The organism is Bradyrhizobium sp. ORS 111 (genome assembly GCF_045571485.1).
GTDB lineage: Bacteria > Pseudomonadota > Alphaproteobacteria > Rhizobiales > Xanthobacteraceae > Bradyrhizobium.
On the sequence record NZ_CP120701.1, the window covers coordinates 4,203,555 to 4,220,109 of the forward strand.

Genomic DNA, 16,555 nt, shown 5'->3' on the forward strand with positions numbered 1-16,555 from the left:
GCGCGGCGAAACCCATCGCTTTCGTGGGTTTCGTTACGCTCTACCCACGCTACGAAGCGCGCTTCCTGTTCGCATTGAGCGCGGAGGCGACACGGCTCACCGGCGCCCGTCCGAGGAGCTTGGCCACGTCGTTCGTCGCAGCCAGCAGCTTCTCCATGTCGACGCCGGTTCTGATCCCCATGCCCTCCAGCATGTAGACAACGTCCTCGGTCGCAACATTCCCGGTTGCGCCCGGGGCATAGGGACAGCCGCCGAGACCGCCGGCTGCGGAATCGATGACGCGGACGCCCTCCTCCATGCCCGCATAGAGGTTGGCCAGCGCCTGGCCATAGGTGTCGTGGAAGTGCATCGCGAGATTGGCGATCGGAACGCTGCCGCTGACCGCTCGCATCAGCTCGCGCGCCTTGACCGGCGTGCCGACGCCGATGGTGTCGCCGAGCGAGATCTCGCAGCAACCGAGATCGAACAGCGCCCTGGCGACGTCGACGACGGCCTGCGGCTTCACCTCCCCGTCGAAGGGGCAACCGAGGACGCAGGAGATGTAACCGCGCACCCTGACGCCGTCGGCCTTGGCGCGGGCCAGCACCGGCTTGAACCGCTCGATCGATTCCGCAACCGTGCAATTGATATTGGCGCGAGAGAAGCCCTCGGAGGCGGACGCGAACACGGAGACCACTTCGGCGCCCGCCGCGCGGGCTGCGTCATACCCTTTCTCGTTCGGCACCAGTACGTGGAATTCGCCCCTGAGGTGGCTGACGCCGCGTAGCACATCGGCGGATCCGATCATCTGCGGAACCGCCTTTGGCGACACGAATGCGCCGACCTCGACGGTCGGCAGTCCCGCATCGATCAGGCGCTTGACGAACGCGATACGATCCGCGACGCTGACCGGCGTCTTCTCGTTCTGGAGGCCGTCGCGCGGTCCCATCTCGATAATGCTGACATGATCGCTCATGACTCTGCCGCCGCCTCAACTTCGGCGAGTTCGACGCCTTCGCCGACGATGTCGCCTACCTTGCATTTGAGCTTCTTCAGCACGCCGGCGTAAGGCGCGCGCAAGGTCTGCTCCATCTTCATCACTTCCAGCGTCAGGATCGGCGCGCCCTTTTCGAGCATCGCCCCCTCCTCGGTAAGCAGCGCCACCACGGTGCCCGGCAAGGGCGCGACGATCTTGTCCTCGCCGACGTGCTCCTCGCTCTCGCCACCGAACGGATCGATCCAGTGCAGATCGAAGCGGCCGTTGCGGGTGCGCAGGTACAGCTCGTGCCCCTCGATCACCGACGCCACGCGCGACTTCACGCCATTCAGCGTCAGGTCGAAGCCGCGGTCATCCCGAGACGAAATGGTGAAGGTCAGTTCACGCCCGCCGACGGCCAGCGTCGAAGGCCCGCGTCCATAGTGCAGCGTGATCGTCTGCGCCGGCTCATGGCCCTGCCGGAACGAGAAGACCCGCTGGCGGTGGCCGACCGGCATCCAGCCGAAGGTCTGCCACGGCGAGCCCGCCTCACTCGCGGCGACCTTCTGCTCCTCGTTCACGATCGCCGCCACCGCTGCGCACAGCTCGAACTCTCCGGCCGCGCCTTTTTCGGCGGTCAGGGGCTTCAGCTCGCGCTCGATGAATCCGGTATCGATGGTGTTGGCGCGCGTCGCCGGATGGGTGACCAGCGCCGAGAGGAACGGGATGTTAGTGACGATCCCGCGGACGTCGGTCTCTTCCAGCCCGCGATTGAGCTTCTCGATCGCGGCCTGCCGCGTCGGAGCCCAGGCGATCACCTTGGCGAGCATGGCGTCATAGTACGGCGAGACGCTGTCGCCGCTGCGATAACCGGCGTCGATGCGCAGGCCGTCGCCCTCCGGCGGCGTCCGCCAGGTCTTGATGCGGCCGACCGACGGCATGAAGTTCTTCTGTGGGTTCTCGGCGTAGACACGCGCCTCGATGGCGTGGCCGTTGAGCCTGATCTCATCCTGCTTCAGCGGCAGCGCCTCGCCGAACGCGACACGCAATTGCCATTCGACCAGATCGACGCCGGTGATCAGCTCCGTGACGGGATGCTCGACCTGCAGGCGGGTGTTCATCTCGATGAAGAACACGTCCTTGCCGTCGGAGACGAACTCGATCGTACCGGCACCGACATAGTCGACCGCACCGGCCGCCTTGCGCGCGGCCTCGCAGACCGTCTCGCGCTGCGCGGCGCTCAGGGTCGGCGACGGCGCCTCCTCGATCACCTTCTGGTGCCGCCGCTGCAGCGTGCATTCGCGCTCCCACAGCGAGAGCAGATTGCCATGGCAGTCGCCGATGATCTGCACCTCGATGTGGCGCGGGTTCTGCACGTACTTCTCGATCAGCATCCGGTCGTCGCCGAATGCCGCCTTGGCCTCGCGCTTGGCGCTGACGATCGCACCCGGCAGCTCGGCCGCCGAATTGACCACGCGCATGCCGCGGCCGCCGCCGCCGGCGGAGGCCTTCACCAACACCGGAAAGCCGATCCGGTTTGCCGCGTCGGCAAGGGTGACCTCGTCCTGGGCCTCGCCGTGATAGCCGGGCACCAGCGGCACGCCGGCCTTCTCCATCAGCGCCTTGGAGCCCGACTTCGAGCCCATCGCCATCATCATCTCGGCGGTCGGGCCGACGAACACCAGGCCGGCCTCGAGGCAGGCCTGGGCAAACTCGGCGTTCTCCGAGAGGAAGCCGTAGCCTGGGTGCACCGCCTCCGCGCCGGTCTCGCGCGCGGCCGCGATCACCCGTTCGATGTTGAGATAGCTGTCGCGGGCCCGCGCAGGCCCCAGCAGCACGGCCTCGTCGGCCAGCGCGACATGCATCGCGTCGCGGTCGGCTTCCGAGTAGACGGCAACCGTCCGCAGCCCCATGGCGCGCGCGGAGCGGATGACACGGCAGGCGATCTCGCCGCGGTTGGCGATCAGAAGCGTGCGAAAGCGCCGGTAGAGTCTTGAGCGGTCCATGGTCACATCCTGAACAGGCCAAACTTCGTCGGCTCGATCGGCGCGTTGGCCGCAGCCGACAGCCCGAGCCCAAGCACCAGCCGGGTATCGGCGGGATCGATCACGCCGTCGTCCCACAGCCGCGCGGTGGCGTAATAGGGATTGCCCTGGCTCTCATACTGGGCGCGAATGGGAGCGCGAAATTTCTCTTCCTCCTCCGCCGACCAGGCCTCGCCCTTGGCCTCGATATTGTCGCGGCGCACCTGGCTCAGCACCATCGAGGCCTGCTCGCCGCCCATCACGGAGATGCGCGCATTGGGCCAAAGCCAGAGGAAGCGCGGGCTGTAGGCACGGCCGCACATGCCGTAATTGCCGGCCCCGTAGGAGCCGCCGATCACGACGGTGAATTTCGGCACGCCGGCGGTGGCGACCGCCGTCACCAGCTTGGCGCCGTCACGGGCGATGCCGCCGGCCTCGTACTTCTTGCCGACCATGAAGCCGGTGATGTTCTGCAAGAACACCAGCGGAATGCCGCGCTGGCAGCACAGCTCGATGAAGTGCGCACCCTTCAGTGAGCTTTCACTGAACAGGATGCCGTTGTTGGCGATGATGCCGACCGGATAGCCCCAGATATGGGCGAAGCCGCAGATCAGCGTGGTGCCGTAGAGCCGCTTGAACTCGTCGAACTCCGAGCCGTCCACGATCCGCGCGATGATGTCGTGGACATCGAACGGCTTGCGGCCGTCGGCAGACACCACGCCGTAGATTTCCTCGGCCGGAAACAGCGGTTCCTGGGAAGCGCGCATGTTGAGCGGCGCCTTCGTGGGCTGCTTCAGCGTACCCACGATACGCCGGGCGATCCCGATCGCATGGGCATCGTTCTGCGCGTAGTGATCGGTCACGCCGGAGTGCCGCGAATGAACGTCGGCGCCACCGAGTTCCTCGGCCGTGACGACCTCGCCGGTCGCGGCCTTCACCAGCGGCGGACCGCCGAGGAAGATCGTGCCCTGGTTGCGCACGATGATGCTCTCGTCCGACATCGCCGGCACGTAAGCGCCGCCCGCGGTGCAGGAGCCCATCACGATTGCGATCTGCGGAATGCCCGCGGCCGACATCTGGGCCTGATTGTAGAAGATGCGCCCGAAATGCCGCTCGTCGGGGAAAATCTCGTCCTGCAGCGGCAGGAACGCGCCGCCGGAATCGACCATGTAGACGCAGGGCAGATTGTTCTGCCGGGCGATGTCCTGGGCGCGGAGATGCTTCTTCACCGTCATCGGGTAGTAGGTGCCGCCCTTGATGGTGGCGTCGTTGGCGACGATGATGCATTCGCGCCCCGAAATGCGGCCGATGCCGGTGACGATGCTCGCCGAGTGCACATCGCCGCCATAAAGGCCGTTGGCGGCGAGCGGAGATAGCTCCAGGAACGCGGTGCCGGGGTCGATCAGAAGATCGACCCGATCGCGCGCCAGCATCTTGCCGCGCGAGGTGTGGCGCCTGCGCGAGGTCTCGCCCCCGCCGCCGGCGACTTGAGCGAGCTTGTCGCGGAGCTCCGCGACCAGGCCACGCATCACCTCGGCGTTACGGGCAAATTCTTGGGATGTCGGATCGATCGTCGAATGAAGCAGCATAAGCGTTGCACGTCTCGTTGGTGACACCGTCAGGACTTGCGCAAAATAGATCATCGCGCCGGGCGGCTCGATAGGTGGTCCCGCGGAAGCCTCGCGTTACCTCGCCCCGCTTGCGGGAGAGGTCGGATCGCATCGACCGATGCGATCCGGGTGAAGGGGAGCCTCCGCGAACTCATCTGTCACCGCCGACGCGGTTACAGCCCCTCACCTCTCCCTCTCCCCGCGACGAGCGGGAAAGGAAGAGAAAGCTACGCCGTCTTGGTGAACAGCTCGCGGCCGATCAGCATGCGACGGATCTCGCTGGTCCCGGCGCCGATCTCGTAGAGCTTGGCGTCGCGCAACAGGCGGCCCGTCGGATAGTCGTTGATGTAGCCATTGCCGCCCAGGAGCTGGATCGCGTCCAGCGCGCACTGGGTGGCTTTCTCCGCGGCGTAGAGGATCGCGCCGGCGGCATCCTCGCGCGTGGTCTCGCCGCGATCGCAGGCCTTGGCCACCGCATAGACATAGGCGCGGGAGGCATTCATCGTGGTGTACATGTCGGCGACCTTGCCCTGCACCAATTGGAACGCGCCGATCGGTTCACCGAACTGCTTGCGTTCGTGAACATAAGGCAGCACCACATCTATGCAGGCCTGCATGATGCCGATCGGACCCGCCGCCAGCACGGCCCGCTCGTAGTCGAGGCCGGACATCAACACATTGACGCCGCGGCCGACCTCGCTGAGCACGTTCTCCTCCGGCACCTCGCAATCCTCGAACACCAGCTCGCAGGTGTCGGAGCCGCGCATGCCGAGCTTGTCGAGCTTCTGCGCGGTGGAAAAGCCCTTCATGCCCTTCTCGATAATGAAGGCAGTGATGCCGCGCGGCCCGGCATTCGGGTCAGTCTTGGCATAGACCACGAGCGTATCGGCGACCGGGCCGTTGGTGATCCACATCTTGTTGCCGTTCAGCACGAAGCGGTCGGCCTTTTTGTCGGCGCGGGTCTTCATCGAGACCACATCCGAGCCGGCCGAGGGCTCCGACATCGCCAGTGATCCGACGTGCTCGCCCGAGATCAGCTTCGGCAGATATTTGCGCTTCTGCGTCTCGGTGCCGTTGCGGCGGATCTGGTTGACGCAAAGATTGGAATGCGCGCCGTAGGACAAGCCGACCGACGCGGATGCCCGCGAGATCTCCTCCAGCGCGACGCAATGCTCGAGATAGCCAAGGCCCGAGCCGCCGTACTCCTCCTCCACGGTGATGCCGTGCAGGCCGAGCGCGCCGAGCTTGGGCCAGAGGTCGCGCGGAAACTGGTTGGAGCGATCGATCTCAGCCGCCCGCGGCGCGATCTCGTTGGTGGCGAAATCATGCACCGTCTCGCGGATCGCATCCGCGGTCTCGCCAAGGTCGAAATTGAACACTGCCGCCTGGTTCGAGGCCATGATCCCTCCCTTTAGAGATTCATCCTGCAATTAAACGATCATACGTTTTTTTCTTGGCATCGCAAGCTGCTGTGTTATGCTCCGCGAACGACATCCGCAGCCCATTGAATTTGCTCGGATTTCGTGTGATAAACATACGGTCGTTCGCTTGTTTCCAGCCTCTTCGCAGCAAGCCAGCACCCATCCGAGACTCCTGATGGCACGCACGATCGGCTCACACGGCCCCAAGACGCTGGAGGCGATCCGCAAGGCCGGCGTGCGCCTGATCTATGAGCACGGCTATGAGGCGATGAGCCTGCGCCAGCTCGCCGGCGAGGTCGGCATCCAGGCCGGCTCGCTCTATAATCATATCAGCACCAAGCAGGATCTGCTGTTCAACCTGGTGCAGGACCACATCAACGATCTGCTGCGCCAGCTCGATCACGCGCTCGCCGGAAAGGCCGATCCGGTCGAAAAGCTGCGCGCCTTCGTCGCGTTCCACGTTACCTATCACATGACCCGGAAGCGCGAGACCTTCATCGCCAATTCCGAGCTGCGCAGTCTGGAGCCGAAGAACTATGAGGCCATTGTGGCGCTGCGCGGCGCCTACGAGCAGCGCTTGGCTCAGATCCTCACTGACGGGGTGTCCGAGGGCATCTTCGAGGTCGTCGACGTCCAGGTTGCGACCTTTGCGATCCTGGCGCTGCTCACCGGGCCTTGCACCTGGTATCGCCCCGGAGGCCGGCTGACGAAGGAGGCGATTGTCGCGGCCCACGAGAAGCTGGTGCTGACAGGTGTCGGCGCAGCATTGACGAAGGCCGACGAAGCGCGGCAGAGCAGCGCGGCTCTCCGCAGCGCCGTGGCGGGTGAGCGCCGGTGATGGAGCGCCAACCGTTTGACGGCATCGACCTCAGGATCCTATCCGAACTGCAGAATGACGGCCGGATCAGGATCAACGAACTCGCGGCCCGGGTCGGCATCACCGCCCCGCCCTGCCTGCGCCGGGTCAGGGCGCTGCGCAGCAGCGGCGTGATCCGGGCCGTCCGCGCCACTCTCAATGAGCGGATGCTGGGCTATGAGGTGACGACCTTCGTCCTGATCCAGCTCGAGAGCCAGACCCTGTCGGCGATCGAGGCGTTTGAGGGCGCCGTGGCAGCGGTGCCGCGTTTTCTGCAGTGCTGGCGGATTTCGGGCGACGCCGATTTCATGCTCAAATGCGTCGCACCTGATGTCGACGACATGCGCCAGCAGCTCCTGCAGTTCGCCAGCCTGCCGAACGTGCGCAAGATCAGGAGCTTTCCGGTGCTCGGCGTCTCGAAGGACGCGCCGCTGCCGATCCCCGGCAGCCCGGCCGCTCCAGGCTCGGCGACCTAATCGCCCCTAGTGGGTCCAGGGCTCCCAGCGGCGGAACGCAAAATTGTCGGCATAGGCAATCTGGCGAGGCGCCGACGCCTGCGGCTCGATCACCTGGTAGGCGATGCCCTTGCGCTCGCAGTAGGCGATAGCTTCTTCCTTGGTCTCGAACCGGAGCGAGAGCTGCTGCTTCATGTCGGTCGACGAGGTCCAGCCCATCAGCGGCTCCACGGTGCGCGGCTGCTCGGGCTCGTAGTCAAGTTGCCAATCCTTGGTCTTGGCACGTCCCGATTGCATCGCGTTTTTGGCGGGCTTAAAAATGCGTGCGGTCATAGATGGTCGGGCCTCGTGGGATATGCGACATCAAGCGATTGGAGGAAACCGCCGGGATAGTATACTGACACCGTTCAACGATGTGATCGGTGATTCCTCATCCCGGGTGTTACCTTCGCTGGACCGGTATAGTCATTCTACCGCGCTGTGACAATCTGGGCCTCGGAGCTTTCCGCGGCCAGCAGCGCGGCCTTCTCGAAAGCATCACCTCGAAGAAGCGGCCCCATGGAAATCCACGCGACCCTGCCCGAAAAAGGACGTGACCTCCGGCTCGACCTGTTCCGCGGAATCGCGAACTGGGCGATCTACCTCGACCACATCCCGGACAACGTCGTGAACTGGATCACCACGCGGAACTACGGGTTCAGCGACGCCGCCGACCTGTTCGTTTTCATCTCCGGCTATACCGCTTCCTTCGTCTACGCCCGCATGATGCTGGAACGCGGGTTCATCGTCGGCGCCACGCGGCTGACCAAGCGCGTCTGGCAACTCTATGTCGCTCACATCATCCTGTTCGTGATCTACATCGCCTCGATCAGCTACCTCGCGCTGCGCTTCGGCGATTCCGAGATGATCAACGAATTCAACGTCGCCGGTCTCGTCGACAACGCGACCGAGACGCTGCGGCAGGGCCTGTTCCTCAAGTTCAAGCCCGTCAACCTCGACGTCCTGCCGCTTTATATCGTGCTGATGGGACTATTCCCGCCGGTGCTGTGGTTCATGCTGCGGCAGCCGAACTGGACCATGCTGGCCTCGCTGGTGCTGTGGCTGGTGTCGCGGCACATGGGCTGGAACCTGCCGGCCTACCCGGCCGGCACCTGGTACTTCAATCCGTTCTGCTGGCAGGTGCTGTTCGTGTTCGGATCGTGGTGCGCGCTCGGTGGCGCGCGGCGCAACATGCACATCATCAATTCGCGCTACACGCTTTGGTTCTGCGTCGCCTATCTGATCTTTGCGTTGATCATGACCATGGCCGGACGCTTCCCGGAATTCGGCGCGATGTTCCCGGACTGGCTCTATTCGGCCTTCAATCCGAACGACAAGACCAACCTCGCGCCCTACCGCTTCCTGCACTTCGCCGTGATCGTGGTGCTGGTGATCCGCTTCGTGCCGAAGGACTGGGCGGCGCTGGAGTGGAAGGTGTTCGATCCGCTGATCGTGTGCGGCCAGCAATCGCTCGCCGTCTTTTGTGTCGGCGTGTTTCTGTCCTTCGTCGGCCATTTCGAGCTGTCGATGAGCTCGGGCTCGCTGTTCGCCCAGATCTTCGTCAGCATTTCCGGCATCGCGATCATGACGATCGTGGCCTACTACATCTCCTGGTCGAAGCGGCAGGACAAACCGGTCAAACCTCCGGCGCCCGCCAAGCCGCCCGCGCCAGCCAAGGCGGGCTGATTGTTCCCTTACCCGCCCGGCGGCCGTCGCCGCTTGCCGCCCGGCGGGCCGCTTCGCCATCTGCCTTTTGATGAGAACGCGTCCCAGCTTGCCGTCCAGCGATATTCGGCGGCCTGCGCCTCAGCCAAGCTGTCGGGGCTTCGCGATCCCTCCAGGGCAAATGTGGCTCCCTGCGGATCGATACAACGCACGATCCAGCTCCCGTCCGGCAGTTCGAGCGGTCCCTCATAAACGCGCCCGCCGGCAGCCTTGACCCGCGCGATGGCGGCGTCGACGTCGTCGACATTGAAATAGTAAAGCCAGAACGCGATCGGCTCGAGCGGTCGCTTGTTGAAGATTCCGCCGATGGTCGGCCCACCAGCCGAGAACAGCAGATAGGGCTCGGCGGCAGGGACGCCGCTTTCGACTCGCTGCCAACCAAAGACCTCGCTGTAGAAGCCGAATGCCTTACGCCAGTCGGCAGCGAGCAACTCGTGCCAGCCGACACGTCCGGGCGCATCGAGCCCTTCGACCGAGAGGGAAGCGACCGTCGATCCACTGACCAATCCAAACGTCGCGCGTTGCGGATCGGCGACGATCGAGACGCGGCCGATATTGGTGTTGGTCGGCGGCACATAGATCGCCCCGCCGAGATCCTGAATGCGACGGACGGTCAGCTCGATGTCATCAACCTCGACATACCCGACCCAGCGTGGTGTCGCGCCCTGCCGCCTGCCCTCCTCAGGCAGCGCCATCAGCCCGCCCCGAGGAAGCTCGCCAGTTAGAAACAATTTGTAAGGAAGCCCAGGTGTGGACGCGTCTTTCGCCTCCCAGCCGAGGACGCTGGCATAGAAGCGACTGGCCCCAGCGACGTCGGTGGTCAGCAGCTCATACCAAGCGAAGCCTGCATCATCATCCGCCATGCCAACTCCTTGCGTCGCGATCAGGATAATTGCAACGCAGCATGCAACTTCTCGTGTCCTCGATGATTGTGGCTGGGTGATAGCAGCACTTGATGATCTCGTTCATCAAGATGAACCACTTTGCGAAGATGAACGACAAGACGCGACGCGATGAAGCTCGCGAGTGTGTGTGCGCTGCGCGCCTTGCACGGTGCGACACTGGATTGTAAAACTACACCAGGGTCGAATTCGATAACACGTCAAGAATGGAGGATGCGACTATGCCACGCGCGAAGCAAGTCCCCAAGAGTAAGCGTGTGACCAAGACTGCTGTGCCTGCCTTGGGTGCAGCCGGATTGACCTTCTCACTGGTGGGAGGTGCATCCGCATCGGCCGTGCCGGCAGCAGACGCGCCACAAACCCCTAACTACGCGCCACCGCACGCCATCACGCTCGGTGAAGAAGAGATCGCAGACGTCAGCCTCGCGACATTCCACCTGTTCGACAAAGAAGACACCAGCGCCGGCGTTCAGGTCGCGTGGCGCGGATGCGGTGGTTGCCGTGGCTGTCGATGCGGCGGCTGCAGGTGCGGTGGTTGCCGTGGCTGCCGATGCGGCGGTTGCTGGGGATGCGGTGGCGGTTGCTGCCTATCATGGGGCGCGTGCCGCCTTTGCTAGTTTAGACAGCGTTGCGTTGACACATATCGCTCGCCATGGCCGGGTTAGACACACGTCAACCCGGCCAATTCATGTTGTCCCCGCATCGTTGAACCGTGGGGTTCGGGTCATCCCGCTCAACTGTTGAGGTCGGCGGCCTCGCATCCGCAAGATGGCTCGCACGTTGCACAGGAACGCTTCTTTGCCCAGAAAAACCGCTCAGCAGGCGAATAAGGACGTCCTGCAATTCGCACCGAACTTCACAGCCTACGTGCTGCCACCCGACGTCGTCTGCCTCTACTCGGAAGACCGCAAATTCTTTCTTCATGGCGAGCTTTATTGCGCCCTCGTAGCGGCAATCGGCAAGAACGGATGCAGCGTTGCCAAGCTCGCCGACAAGCTTGGGCGGGCATTTCCGCCTGACAAGATCGACGAAGCCATCAAGCGGCTGATTGAGCGCCGCTATGCCATCATCAGGCCGCCGGCCGTCGTCAACGCCGTCGACGGGCTTTGGGCGAGCCTCGGCCTGCCGGGTGCGGTTGCTGGGCAAAACCTTCAGAATTGCCGGGTGCGGATCGAGACGATCGACGTCAAGGGCGCGGCCGAATTGAGCCAGGCGCTGCAGCACCTGGGCGTTCGCATCGTCAAGACATCACCCGACCTGACCGTAACGCTGGTAAACGACTATCTCGATCGGCGCCTTGCTGAGCGCAACCTCGAGCGCGTGTCCGGAAAGTCGGCGTGGTTGCTGGTGCAGCCTTCCGGCGTGTTTCCGCTTGTCGGCCCGATATTCAAGCCGGGCGAGACCGCATGTTGGACCTGCCTGTTCGATCGAATGATCCGTAACCGCGAGATCAAGGGATTCCTCGATCGCGGCGCCGTGCCGCCCGTTGCGGTCTCTCCGCTTGCGCAGCACATGGTCGGGCAGAGCGGCATCCAGTTCGCGGCGATCGAGATCGCCAAGGCGATCGCCAGCGGCTTTCGCACTGACCTGCACAATCACATCATAAGCCTCGACCTGCTGGGCTCGACCATCGCCAGGCACTATGTGGCGGCGCGCCCGCAATGTCCGACGTGCGGCAGCAAGCAACTGCAGAACCCGCGGCGCGCGGCCCGGCCGATCGAACTGGGACCGGGCGCCAGGCTTGTCATGACCAGCGGCGGCTACCGCACGGTGTCGTCGCGGGCCACGGTGGCGCGGTTCAGAAAGCATGTCAGCCCTCTCACCGGCGTGGTGAAACGGCTGGAGCGGATCGACGTCGATCTGCCGATGAATACCAATTTCTACGCCCAGCATAATTTCTCCGCGCCGGCGCAAAGTCTCGACGAGCTTCGGGCGGGCCTAAGCGGCGGCAGCTTCGGCAAGGGCAGCACGGCCGAACAAGGCGAAGCCAGCGCGCTGATGGAAGCGATCGAGCGCTACTCGGGAATCTTTCAAGGCGACGAGATCCGGATCCGGAAGCGCTTCACGGACTTTCCATCGGGCGATGCGATCCGACCCAACGACATTCTGCTCTTCAGCGACGAGCAATACCGCACCCGATTGCGGCCGAACGACCACGATTCTCATCACACCCAACCGGCTCCCGAGCCGTTTGATCCGTCGGCGCGGATCGAGTGGTCGCCGGTCTGGTCGCTGCGCGACAAGCACTTCAGACATGTTCCGACAAGCTTGTTATATTTCTTCTACGACGGTCCAGCACCCTTCGCCGCCGACTCCAACGGCTGCGCGGCCGGCAATACGCGCGAGGAAGCAATCGTGCAGGGCTTCCTCGAATTGATGGAGCGCGATGCCTACGCGATCTGGTGGTACAACCGATCGCAACGGGCGGAGGTCGATCTCAACAAGTTCGACGACTCCTATGTCCACGATCTCAAGACCCAGCTCGAGGACTCCGGTCGCCGGCTCTGGGTGCTCGATATCACGAGCGATCTCGGCGTGCCTGCCTATGTCGCGATCGTGCACTGGATGCAGAACGGACAGGAGAACATCGAGTTCGGATCCGGCGCCCACTTCGATCCGCGCATCGCGTTGCTGCGGTCGTTGACGGAGCTGAATCAGTTCCTGTCGATCGGATTGATGGGCGGCGGCAGCGGCGAGAAGCCGAGCCTCGATGGCATCAATCCGCTGCGGCTCGAACAGTATCCGTTCCTGCTTCCTAGCCCGAACCCGATCGCGCCGCCGGCGGCCGCATCAAACCTGCCGCTCGACAATACGCGGGCGCAGGTAGATGCCTGCGTCAACATCGCCGCGCGCGCGGGTATGGACTTCCTCGTTCTCGACCAGACCCGTCCGGACGTCGAGGTCCCCGTGGTGAGGGTCATCGTTCCCGGCATGCGTCATTTCTATCGCCGCTTCGCGCCGGGACGGCTCTATGATGTGCCCGTCAAGCTCGGCTTACGCCATCGACCAACGCCGGAAAGCGAATTGACGCCATTCCTCCCGCACACCTGAGGTGATACCGGCGTGCCCGCGGCCACAGCAAAGAGATCGCAAGGCACCGCGCCGTCGTTGCTGCTCGTTCGGCTCAATCCACGCGTCGCGTTGGAGGCTCAGGCCGACGGCAGCACGGCCGCAAATGTCGACGGCTATCCGGAGCCGCTCGGCAAGTTCAGCGCCGCGGCAGCGAAGCGCGCAAAGGGATTGCGGGAAGGCTTGCAGCTCTCCTCCCTGTCGCCCGAAGGCGACGAGATCGAGCGCGACGTCGCGCGCCTGGTCCGGCAACTGGCGCGCCGCGGCCTCGTGGAATACTGCCTGCGGAGCACACAAGACACCAAAGACCTGGCGGTGATCGAGCCGCAAACGCCCGACTATTGGCCGCAGGTGCAAAAGCTGAGCGATGCGACGATGATTGCCCTGTCACGCTTCGCCTATTTGCGCCGGCGCGGGACCGAGATGGTGCTGGAATCGCCGCGGGCTGCTGCCGTGTTCAGGATATGCGATCCACGGATCGCGAGCCTGCTCACGATGCTCGTCACACCACAACCGATCGGCCGCATCCGGCGGCGGAACGATTATCCGGGGCCGGCGCTGCTCGCGCTGCTGCTGGATTGCCAGATTCTCTTCACGGTCGAGGCGGCCAAGCGCGACACGCTTCGGCAGGTCGAGGGAGACGACGCCCTGGTCCTCTGGGATTTTCACGACCTTCTGTTCCATGCCCGCAGCACCGAGGGCCGGCAGGCAAATCCACTCGGCGGCCTCTACCCGTACGCCGGTGTGATCTCGCCACTGCCCGCAATCCGGCCTGCCTGGCCTGGCACGACCGTCAGGCTGCCGCCGCCGGACCGGATCGCCTCGCCATTCGAAAGGCTGCTGCACGAAAGGCATTCCACGCGTGATTTCGACGACCGGAAACCGATCGCGCTGAGTGAGCTTTCAATCCTCCTCAACGGTGTCGCACGCGCCCGATCGAAATGGCGCGGCCAGCTTGAAATCACGGACCACGCTCCCGACGTCGAGTATGAATATACGGCGAGGCCATATCCCGCGGCCGGCAGCGCTTACGAGCTTGAGCTCTATCTGACCATTGCCAATTGCGATGGGCTGGCGCGGGGATTCTATCACTATGATGCCGATGCCCACGCGCTGACGGCCATCGACGTTCACCCGCAACAGTTCGAGGCCATGCTGCAAAGCGCGGCATTTGCCATGGACGCGCCGTCTCCACCGCAGATCCTGATCACGATCGCGGCGCGCTTTGGCCGGATCTCCTGGAAGTACAGCGCCATCGCCTATGCGCTGATCCTGAAGGACGTCGGCGTCCTGACGCAAACATTGTACATGATGGTGACCGATCTGGGCCTCGGCGGCTGTGCGATCGGCACCACCAATATCGACTTGTTCGCGAAAATGACCGGCCTCGAGTTTCACGTCGAGGGCCCGGTCGGCCAGTTCGCATTGGGGCGCGGTATCGAGCCGCCCGCTTCCTCATAGTCCCCGTCCCGCACCTCGTGGCGCGCGCGCCGAGCGTCTCAGCCGGCGCGGCCACCCTCTGGCGGAGCCGTCGCCGCGACGATCGTCGTGACGTCGCCGAATGTCTTCATGACCGGCGCAACGATCTTGTGCGTCTTATTCTTCGACACCAGCGTGTCGTGCATCACGAGGTTGTCGATCCCGGTGGTAAGGAAGCAGCTTACGGCGTCCTCAGGCGTCTCGATGATCGGCTCGCCCTTGACATTAAAGGAGGTGTTGATCAGCACCGGCACGCCGGTGAGCGCCTCGAACTCCTTCAAGAGGCGATAAAGCATCGGGTTGGTCGCCTCCCGCACGCTCTGCACGCGCGCTGAGCCGTCGACGTGCACGATCCCCGGAATCCTGTCGCGCCATTCCGGCCGGACCGGCTTGGCGATCAGCATGAAGGGCGAGTCCTCCTCCCCTTCGAAAACCTCCTTCATGCGCTCCGCGAGCACGATCGGCGCGAACGGACGAAACGCCTGCCGGTGCTTGACCCGGCTGTTGAGGATGTCCTTCATCTCGGCCCGGCGCGGATCGGCGATCAGGCTGCGGTTGCCGAGCGCGCGTGGGCCGAATTCCGACCGCCCCTGAAACCAGCCGATCACGCGCTGATCGGCGAGCAGTCTGGCAGTGTCGCGGCAGATGTTGTCGCTGCGCCTGGCGTCGATCTGGATGCGGACCAGAAAATTCCGCAACGCTGCCGCCACCTCGTTGTCGCTATAGGGCCTGCCGACATAGGCGTGATCCATCACGAAGCAACGAGGCTGCTTGAGCACCTCCAGCCAGCCGTAGTAGGCGCAGCCGATCGCGATGCCGTCGTCGCCGGCGGCCGGCTGAATCCAGATATTCTCGAAGCCTGATTCGCGCGCGATGCGTCCGTTGGCCACGCAGTTCAACGCGACGCCGCCGGCGATGCAAAGGTTCTTCGCTCCCGTGGTCTCACGCAGCCAGCGCGCCCGCGCCAGCAGCACGTTTTCCGTATCGTCCTGCACCCGCCAGGCAATATCCTCCCAGTGCCGCATGGCCGGGCTCTTCTCCCAACTGCCACTGTCGAGCACATAAGGCTGCTGGTTCTCGGCGGTCCAGAACGGCACCTTCAACTTGCCGTCGGTCATCTCGAGCAGATGACCCACCTGCTCACGGCGCCCGTAGGGCGCGAGCCCCATCAGCTCGCCGCACTTGTTCCAGTCACCAAACACATAGGTCGAGACACGACTGTACAGCGCGCCAAGGCCCGGCATGTTGTAGAATTCGTCGCTCAGCAGTCCGCGGGCCGGCTCCATGAAGACCTTCTTCAGGCATTCAAGCCAGACGTCGTCGAACCTGTAGTAGCTCTCGGATTCGCGCGCCAGCGGGCTGTCGCCATCGTCGGACGGATAGGGCTCCATCGCATCGGACCTATAGTTGCCGACGCCATCGACGATCATCACCACCCCGTCCCGGAACGGCGATACCGCGAACGCGCTGTAGGCGTGCGCGAGATGATGCGAGATCGACACCACCTTGTCGGACTTGGAGCGAAACAGCGGATGATTCATCGCCTCGTCCCGCTCGGCGATCGGCAGGAATCCCGGCATATCCTGATGGACAAGCCGCTCTTCCAACTCCGGCACCGGCAGGATGTAGCTGTTGCGCACGACGAGATCGACGTCGTCGAGCGTGATGCCCTCGGCCGCGAGGCAATAGTCGATCACCTCCTTGTAGAAGCCGGACGCATGCTTCTCCCGGGTGATCCGTTCCTTGGAGATCGCAAACGCAATCGCGCCGTCGCGCAGCAGACAGGCGCTCACATCATGGTCGTAGCTGTTGAGACCAAGGACGTAGGTGTGTTGTTTGGGCATGGACACTCTTCGGAGGGGCGGCTCGTAATGTTGACAAATCGTGTCGACTTCAAGTTCTCGTGGCAGATTCCTTGATGCTTCAAATTTCGGCTTCCGCGATGCACAAATCAAATCGACCGCAGATCAAGATGAACAGAATGAACGGCAGATGAACGACAAGAGAGCACAGCAACACG

13 protein-coding genes are annotated in these 16,555 nt (G+C 63.8%); 5 read left to right on the forward strand and 8 right to left on the reverse strand.

Annotated elements, in window-relative coordinates:
• Nucleotides 1-49: 49 nt before the first annotated feature.
• The 5 genes from P6U30_RS19625 to P6U30_RS19645 form a co-directional block, all read right to left on the reverse strand.
• Nucleotides 50-955 (reverse strand): hydroxymethylglutaryl-CoA lyase, encoded by a 906-nt coding sequence (locus P6U30_RS19625; RefSeq protein ID WP_407164602.1) that lies wholly within the window; start codon nt 953-955, stop codon nt 50-52.
• Complete coding sequence (locus P6U30_RS19630) at nt 952-2,961, reverse strand: acetyl/propionyl/methylcrotonyl-CoA carboxylase subunit alpha (protein ID WP_407164603.1); 2,010 nt, start codon at nt 2,959-2,961, stop codon at nt 952-954. Before P6U30_RS19630 ends, P6U30_RS19625 begins: the two co-directional genes overlap by 4 nt.
• A gap of 2 nt (nt 2,962-2,963) precedes the next feature.
• Entirely contained in the window at nt 2,964-4,568 is a 1,605-nt protein-coding gene (locus tag P6U30_RS19635; RefSeq protein WP_407164604.1) for a carboxyl transferase domain-containing protein, read from the reverse strand.
• 248 nt (nt 4,569-4,816) lie between these two features.
• Complete coding sequence (locus tag P6U30_RS19640) at nt 4,817-5,989, reverse strand: isovaleryl-CoA dehydrogenase (protein WP_407164605.1); 1,173 nt, start codon at nt 5,987-5,989, stop codon at nt 4,817-4,819.
• Between the two features lie 19 nt (nt 5,990-6,008).
• Nucleotides 6,009-6,173: a hypothetical protein gene (locus tag P6U30_RS19645; RefSeq protein ID WP_407164606.1), complete on the reverse strand. Its 165-nt coding sequence runs from the start codon at nt 6,171-6,173 to the stop codon at nt 6,009-6,011.
• 12 nt (nt 6,174-6,185) lie between these two features.
• On the opposite strand from P6U30_RS19645, the gene P6U30_RS19650 reads away from it, so the two are divergent.
• Both P6U30_RS19650 and P6U30_RS19655 read left to right on the forward strand, forming a co-directional pair.
• Complete coding sequence (locus tag P6U30_RS19650) at nt 6,186-6,848, forward strand: TetR/AcrR family transcriptional regulator (protein ID WP_407164607.1); 663 nt, start codon at nt 6,186-6,188, stop codon at nt 6,846-6,848.
• Complete coding sequence (locus P6U30_RS19655) at nt 6,848-7,342, forward strand: Lrp/AsnC family transcriptional regulator (protein WP_407164608.1); 495 nt, start codon at nt 6,848-6,850, stop codon at nt 7,340-7,342. The genes P6U30_RS19650 and P6U30_RS19655 overlap by 1 nt, the downstream gene beginning before the upstream one ends.
• Nucleotides 7,343-7,348: 6 nt before the next feature.
• On the opposite strand, the gene P6U30_RS19660 is transcribed toward P6U30_RS19655, so the two are convergent.
• Complete coding sequence (locus tag P6U30_RS19660; RefSeq protein WP_407146380.1) at nt 7,349-7,654, reverse strand: ETC complex I subunit; 306 nt, start codon at nt 7,652-7,654, stop codon at nt 7,349-7,351.
• Nucleotides 7,655-7,879: 225 nt separating this feature from the next.
• Between P6U30_RS19660 and P6U30_RS19665 the strand changes: the two genes are divergently transcribed.
• A complete protein-coding gene (locus tag P6U30_RS19665; RefSeq protein ID WP_407164609.1) occupies nt 7,880-9,046 on the forward strand; it encodes an OpgC domain-containing protein in 1,167 nt (388 codons plus the stop codon).
• 8 nt (nt 9,047-9,054) lie between these two features.
• Here the strand turns inward: P6U30_RS19665 and P6U30_RS19670 are convergent, their stop codons facing one another.
• Complete coding sequence (locus P6U30_RS19670) at nt 9,055-9,948, reverse strand: VOC family protein (protein WP_407164610.1); 894 nt, start codon at nt 9,946-9,948, stop codon at nt 9,055-9,057.
• Nucleotides 9,949-10,785: 837 nt separating this feature from the next.
• Here P6U30_RS19670 and P6U30_RS19675 point away from each other — a divergent pair.
• On the forward strand, nt 10,786-13,038 hold the full coding sequence (locus P6U30_RS19675; protein ID WP_407164611.1) for a TOMM precursor leader peptide-binding protein: 2,253 nt from the start codon (nt 10,786-10,788) through the stop codon (nt 13,036-13,038).
• A 12-nt stretch (nt 13,039-13,050) separates the two neighbouring features.
• Nucleotides 13,051-14,517, forward strand: coding sequence for a SagB family peptide dehydrogenase (locus P6U30_RS19680; protein WP_407164612.1), 1,467 nt, complete (start codon nt 13,051-13,053; stop codon nt 14,515-14,517).
• A 38-nt stretch (nt 14,518-14,555) separates the two neighbouring features.
• On the opposite strand, the gene P6U30_RS19685 is transcribed toward P6U30_RS19680, so the two are convergent.
• A complete protein-coding gene (locus tag P6U30_RS19685; protein ID WP_407164613.1) occupies nt 14,556-16,379 on the reverse strand; it encodes a carbamoyltransferase in 1,824 nt (607 codons plus the stop codon).
• Nucleotides 16,380-16,555 lie beyond the last annotated feature (176 nt).

Bases quoted from the DNA above. Each gene is read 5' to 3' on its own strand.
- P6U30_RS19625 (WP_407164602.1), bottom strand. From the start codon at position 955: ATGAGCGATCATGTCAGCATTATCGAGATGGGACCGCGCGACGGCCTC.
- P6U30_RS19630 (WP_407164603.1), bottom strand. From the start codon at position 2,961: ATGGACCGCTCAAGACTCTACCGGCGCTTTCGCACGCTTCTGATCGCC.
- P6U30_RS19665 (WP_407164609.1), top strand. From the start codon at position 7,880: ATGGAAATCCACGCGACCCTGCCCGAAAAAGGACGTGACCTCCGGCTC.
- P6U30_RS19645 (WP_407164606.1), bottom strand. From the start codon at position 6,173: ATGGGTGCTGGCTTGCTGCGAAGAGGCTGGAAACAAGCGAACGACCGT.
- P6U30_RS19685 (WP_407164613.1), bottom strand. From the start codon at position 16,379: ATGCCCAAACAACACACCTACGTCCTTGGTCTCAACAGCTACGACCAT.
- P6U30_RS19670 (WP_407164610.1), bottom strand. From the start codon at position 9,948: ATGGCGGATGATGATGCAGGCTTCGCTTGGTATGAGCTGCTGACCACC.
- P6U30_RS19640 (WP_407164605.1), bottom strand. From the start codon at position 5,989: ATGGCCTCGAACCAGGCGGCAGTGTTCAATTTCGACCTTGGCGAGACC.
- P6U30_RS19655 (WP_407164608.1), top strand. From the start codon at position 6,848: ATGGAGCGCCAACCGTTTGACGGCATCGACCTCAGGATCCTATCCGAA.
- P6U30_RS19660 (WP_407146380.1), bottom strand. From the start codon at position 7,654: ATGACCGCACGCATTTTTAAGCCCGCCAAAAACGCGATGCAATCGGGA.
- P6U30_RS19650 (WP_407164607.1), top strand. From the start codon at position 6,186: ATGGCACGCACGATCGGCTCACACGGCCCCAAGACGCTGGAGGCGATC.
- P6U30_RS19635 (WP_407164604.1), bottom strand. From the start codon at position 4,568: ATGCTGCTTCATTCGACGATCGATCCGACATCCCAAGAATTTGCCCGT.